This is a genomic window from Streptomyces sp. CNQ085 (assembly GCF_022614595.1).
In the GTDB taxonomy this organism is placed as follows: domain Bacteria; phylum Actinomycetota; class Actinomycetes; order Streptomycetales; family Streptomycetaceae; genus Streptomyces.
Genome location: NZ_JAJFAU010000018.1, coordinates 7,587 through 13,371 on the forward strand (window position 1 = coordinate 7,587; position 5,785 = coordinate 13,371).

Sequence of the window (5,785 nt, forward strand, 5' to 3'; positions counted from 1 at the left end):
CCCCCCCCCCCCCCACCATCCCGCTGTGCGTTCAGCCGTCCTTCTCCGGGCCCTCCGTACCGCCGCCCCCGTCTTCCCGGCTGTTCCCGTTCTCCGTGCCGCCCTCGTCTTCCCGGCCGCTTCCGTTCCCCGGGCCGTCCTCCGGTGGCTTCGCCGGACGTGTACGCCCCCCGGCCGGGGTGTCGCGCAGGTACGAGCCGCCCTCGGCGGCCGTACCGCCCGCGGCGTGGCCGCCGGGCTGGCCCTCCCGCCGCCGCAGGTAGCGTTCGAACTCCTTGGCGATCGCCTCGCCCGACGCCTCCGGCAGCTCCGCGGTGTCCCGGGCCTCCTCCAGCGACTGCACGTACTCGGCCACCTCGTTGTCCTCGGTGGCGAGCTGGTCCACGCCCAGATGCCAGGCCCGGGCGTCATCCGGCAGCTCGCCCATCGGGATCCGCACGTCCAGCAGGTCCTCCAGGCGGTTGAGCAGGGCGAGGGTCGCCTTCGGGTTGGGCGGTTGCGAGACGTAGTGCGGCACCGCGGCCCACAGGCTCACCGCCGGCACGCCCGCGTGGCCGCATGCCTCCTGGAGGATGCCGACGATGCCGGTGGGGCCCTCGTAGCGGGACTCCTCCAGATCCATCGTGCGGGCCAGGTCCGGGTCGGAGGTGACGCCCGTGACCGGGACCGGCCGGGTGTGCGGGGTGTCCCCGAGCAGCGCGCCGAGCACGACGACCATCTCCACACCCAGCTCGTGGGCGAAGCCCAGGATCTCGTTGCAGAAGGACCTCCAGCGCATGCTCGGCTCGATACCGCGCACCAGCACCAGATCGCGCGCGCGGCCCCGGCCGTCGGCGTCGTCGATCCGCACCACCGACAGACGGGTCGTCGGCCAGGTGATCCTGCGCACACCGCCCTCCAGCCACACCTGGGGACGGTTGACCTGGAAGTCGTAGTAGTCCTCGGCGTCCAGCGCCGCGAACACCTCGCCCTTCCACTCCCGTTCCAGGTGCGCGACCGCGGCGGAGGCGGCGTCACCGGCGTCGTTCCAGCCTTCGAACGCGGCCACCATGACCGGGTCGACCAGCTCGGGAACTCCCTCGAGCTCGATCACCCAGTGCCTCCTTCCGGCCGACCGGAGCACTCGCTCCGTACCGGCTGACGTTCCATTACCGTGCGGGCCCAGCCTACGGCGTGACCGTGCCCGCGCCGCAGCCGTCGCCGCGCTCGCCGGTGCGCTCCCACTGCGTGCCGGACACGGGCCGAGTGGACGAAACTGTGTGAAAACGGCCGGGTCGACAGGGTGCGCGGGCACCCCGGGACCCTGCCCGGGAGCGACCGCCCCGAACCGGGCCGGGATCCGCTTCAAACAAATAGTGTGCCAAGCAGATGAACGAACTCATCCTGCCGACAAGCCGGTACAGACCGGCGCGAGCGGACGGGAACAGGGGCGAGCGGTCCGGACGGAGCGGAGCCCGCCGGGCCACCGGGTCGTACACGGCCAGCACCTTGCCCAGCGCGGTGCTGCGCAGCGGCCGCATCGCCCCCGCCTCCAGCACCTTCCGGCTGTCGTCGGGGCGGAAGACGTGGTGCACGACCAGTACGCCCTGCTAGTGGAGTACGCCCAGATGGACGCTCTCGCCGCTGGTCCGGGCCAGATCGCCGGTCCATACCAGGGCGCGCGCCCGCAGCTCGTGGACGTCCAGGTAGCTGTTGCCCAGCCGGAGCGGCTCCGCGCCCAGTCGGTACCTTCCCGAGACGGGGTCCCGCTCGACGAAGCCCTCCTGCCGGAGGGTGTGCGGCAGTCCGTGGGCGGTGCCCTTGGCCAGGCCCAGGGGGGAGGCGATGTCGGACAGCCCGAGACGCCGCTCACCTTCGGCGAGCAGCCGCAGTACCGCCGCCGCCCGCTCCAGCGGCTGGACGGTCCGGGCCATCGCGCACCTCTCCTCCGCTCGCTTCTCTCTCCGTGGACCGAAAGACGACGTCCGGCAATGCCGAACGCCATCGGGCCATGCCGATACCGCGGTAGCCGCTCGGCATCCGGAGTCCACGCCTCGGAACGCCTGCCGCTCCGACGGTGCCGACGGATACCCTGGCCGGGTGCGCTTCCCCGCGGAAGACGCAAAGCCGACAGCCGTCGCATCTCTGGGAGCCGTTCCATGGCAGCTTCGCCGACCCCGCACGACCTCGATCCGACGCCGGCCTCCGGGCCCGCCTCCGCCGATACGTCGAAGACCCCCCGTGCCGATGCGTTGCGTGGGGCGCTGGCCTCGCGGGTGGTGGTGGCCGACGGGGCGATGGGCACGATGTTGCAGGCGGCCGATCCGTCGCTGGAGGACTTCCAGCGGCTGGAGGGCTGCAACGAGATCCTCAACGTCACCCGTCCCGACATCGTGGCCTCGGTGCACGAGGAGTACTTCGCGGTCGGTGTGGACTGTGTGGAGACCAACACCTTCGGTGCGAACTTCGCGGCGCTGGCGGAGTACGACATCGCCGGCCGGGTGTGGGAGCTGTCCGAGGCGGGGGCGCGGGTGGCGCGGGAGGTGGCCGATGTCTTCACGCGGCGCACGGGGCGGCAGCGGTGGGTGCTGGGGTCGATGGGGCCGGGCACCAAGCTGCCGACCCTGGGCCATGTCGGGTACCGCACGCTGCGGGACGCCTACCAGGCCAATGCCGAGGGCCTGCTGGCCGGGGGCGCGGACGCGCTGCTGGTGGAGACCACCCAGGACCTGCTGCAGACCAAGGCGGCGGTGCTGGGAGCGCGGCGGGCGCTGGACGCGGCCGGGTGGTCGGTGCCGGTGATCTGCTCGGTGACGGTGGAGACCACCGGCACGATGCTGCTGGGCAGCGAGATCGGGGCCGCGCTGTGTGCGCTGGAACCGCTGGGCATCGACATGATCGGCCTGAACTGCGCCACCGGCCCGGCCGAGATGAGCGAGCACCTGCGCTATCTGGCCCGGCACGCCCGCGTGCCGCTGGCCTGCATGCCCAACGCCGGGCTGCCGGAGCTGGGTGCCGACGGCGCGCGCTATCCGCTGACCGCGGGTGAGCTGGCGGATGCGCAGGAGTCGTTCGTGGCCGAGTACGGGCTGTCGCTGGTGGGCGGGTGCTGCGGGACGACGCCCGAGCATCTGCGGCAGGTCGTTCAGCGGGTGCGGGGTACGGTACCGGCCGGGCGGGAGGCGCGGCCGGAGCCGGGTGCGGCGTCGCTGTACCAGACGGTGCCGTTCCGGCAGGACACCTCGTATCTGGCGATCGGGGAGCGCACCAACGCCAACGGGTCGAAGAAGTTCCGCACCGCCATGCTGGAAGGGCGGTGGGAGGACTGCGTGGAGATCGCGCGGGAGCAGATCCGCGAGGGCGCGCACATGCTGGATGTGTGCGTGGACTACGTCGGGCGTGACGGCGTGGCGGACATGGCCGAGCTGGCCGGGCGGCTGGCGACTGCCTCCACGCTGCCGGTCGTGCTGGACTCCACCGAGCCGGCCGTCATCGCCGCCGGGCTGGAGAAGCTGGGCGGCCGGGCGGTGATCAACAGTGTGAACTACGAGGACGGCGACGGGCCCGACTCCCGTTTCGCGCGGATCACGGCCCTGGCCAGGGAGCACGGCGCGGCGCTGATCGCGCTGACCATCGACGAGAGGGGCCAGGCCCGCACGGCCGAGCACAAGGTGGCCGTGGCCGAGCGGCTGATCGCGGACCTGACCGGGAACTGGGGCATCCGCGAGGAGGACATCCTCATCGACTGCCTCACCTTCACCATCTGCACCGGCACCGAGGAGTCCCGCCGCGACGGGGTGGCCACCATCGAGGCGATTCGCGAGCTCAAGCGGCGGCATCCGGGGGTGCAGACCACACTGGGGCTGTCGAACATCTCCTTCGGCCTGAACCCGGCCGCGCGGATGGTGCTCAACTCCGTCTTCCTGGACGAGTGCGTGAAGGCCGGTCTGGACTCGGCGATCGTGCACGCCTCCAAGATCCTGCCCATCGCGCGGATTCCAAACGAGCAGGTCCAGGTCGCGCTGGATCTGGTCCACGACCGGCGCCGGGAGGGCTACGACCCGCTGCAGCGGTTCCTGGAGCTGTTCGAGGGCGTGGACACCAAGAGTGTGAAGGCATCCCGGGCCGAGGAGCTGGCCGCGCTGCCGCTGGACGAGCGGCTGCGGCGGCGGATCATCGACGGGGAGCGCACCGGGCTGGAGGCCGATCTGGACGCCGCCCTGGCCGGGCGTCCGGCCCTGGACATCGTCAACGACACCCTGCTGGCGGGGATGAAGGTCGTCGGGGAGCTGTTCGGTTCCGGGCAGATGCAGCTGCCGTTCGTGCTCCAGTCGGCCGAGGTGATGAAGACGGCCGTCGCCTACCTGGAGCCCCATATGGAGAAGGCCGAGGGGGCCGAGGGCAAGGGCACGATCGTGCTGGCCACGGTGCGCGGGGACGTGCACGACATCGGCAAGAACCTGGTCGACATCATCCTGTCCAACAACGGCTACAACGTGGTCAACCTCGGCATCAAGCAGCCGGTCTCCGCGATCGTGGAGGCGGCCGAGGAGCACCGGGCGGACGTGATCGGCATGTCCGGGCTGCTGGTGAAGTCCACGGTGATCATGAAGGAGAACCTGCAGGAGCTCAACGCCCGCGAGCTGGCCGCCAGGTATCCGGTGATCCTGGGCGGCGCCGCGCTGACCCGCGCCTATGTGGAGCAGGATCTGCACGAGATCTACGCCGGGGAGGTCCGCTACGCCCGTGACGCCTTCGAGGGCCTGCGCCTGATGGACGCCCTGATCGCGGTCAAGCGCGGCGTGCCCGGAGCGAAGCTGCCCGAACTCAGGCAGCGCCGGGTCAAGGCGGCCGTGAGCGCGCAGGTCACCGAGCCGGCCGAGAGCGGCCCGGTGCGCTCGGACGTGGCCACCGACAACCCCGTGCCCGAGCCCCCCTTCCACGGCACGCGGGTGGTCAAGGGCATCCAGCTCAAGGAGTACGCCTCCTGGCTGGACGAGGGAGCTCTGTTCAAGGGGCAGTGGGGGCTGAAGGCACCGCGCACCGGGGACGGGCCCTCCTACGAGGAGCTGGTCGAGCGCGAGGGCCGCCCCAGGCTGCGGGGCTGGCTGGAGCGGCTGCACACCGACAACCTGCTGGAGGCCGCGGTGGTCTACGGCTACTTCCCCTGCCATTCGGACGGCGACGACCTGGTCGTCCTCGGTGAGGACGGCGCCGAGCGGACCCGGTTCACCTTTCCCCGCCAGCGCCGCGGGCGCCGGCTGTGCCTGGCCGACTTCTTCCGCCCCAAGGAGTCCGGCCAGACGGACGTGGTGGGCTTCCAGGTGGTCACCGTCGGCTCCCGCATCGGCCAGGCCACCGCGGAGCTGTTCGCCGCCGACTCCTACCGCGACTACCTGGAACTGCACGGCCTGTCGGTGCAGCTGGCCGAGGCACTGGCCGAGTACTGGCACGCCCGGGTCCGCGCCGAGCTCGGCTTCGCCGGCGACGACCCCGACGCGATCGAGGACATGTTCGCCCTCAAGTACCGCGGCGCCCGCTTCTCCCTGGGCTACGGGGCCTGCCCGGACCTGGCCGACCGCGCCAAGATCGCCGAGCTGCTCCAGCCCGAGCGGATCGGAGTGAAACTCTCCGAGGAGTTCCAGCTCCACCCCGAGCAGTCCACCGACGCCATCGTCCTCCACCACCCCGAGGCCAAATACTTCAACGCGCGGTAGTACGCGGACCGACGTAAACTGATCCGTCCGGTACAGGCCGGTCGCCCGCGCCCCCAGGCGCACGCGAAGGCCGGTCGCCCGCGCCTGGG

General features: G+C 71.6%; 2 protein-coding genes and 1 pseudogene. 1 reads left to right on the top strand and 2 read right to left on the bottom strand.

Translation table 11 applies throughout. The annotated features are described in order from the left end of the window. Positions 1-31: 31 nt before the first annotated feature. A complete protein-coding gene (locus LJ221_RS05700) occupies positions 32-1,093 on the bottom strand; it encodes a PAC2 family protein (RefSeq protein WP_241714330.1) in 1,062 nt (353 codons plus the stop codon). A 325-nt stretch (positions 1,094-1,418) separates the two neighbouring features. After that, positions 1,419-1,913: pseudogene (locus LJ221_RS05705) on the bottom strand (IclR family transcriptional regulator); the annotation flags it as partial. A gap of 225 nt (positions 1,914-2,138) precedes the next feature. Here LJ221_RS05705 and metH point away from each other — a divergent pair. Next, the gene (metH, locus tag LJ221_RS05710; protein ID WP_241714331.1) at positions 2,139-5,696 is read left to right on the top strand and encodes a methionine synthase; all 3,558 of its coding nucleotides are present in this window, start codon (positions 2,139-2,141) and stop codon (positions 5,694-5,696) included. Positions 5,697-5,785: the final 89 nt, after the last annotated feature.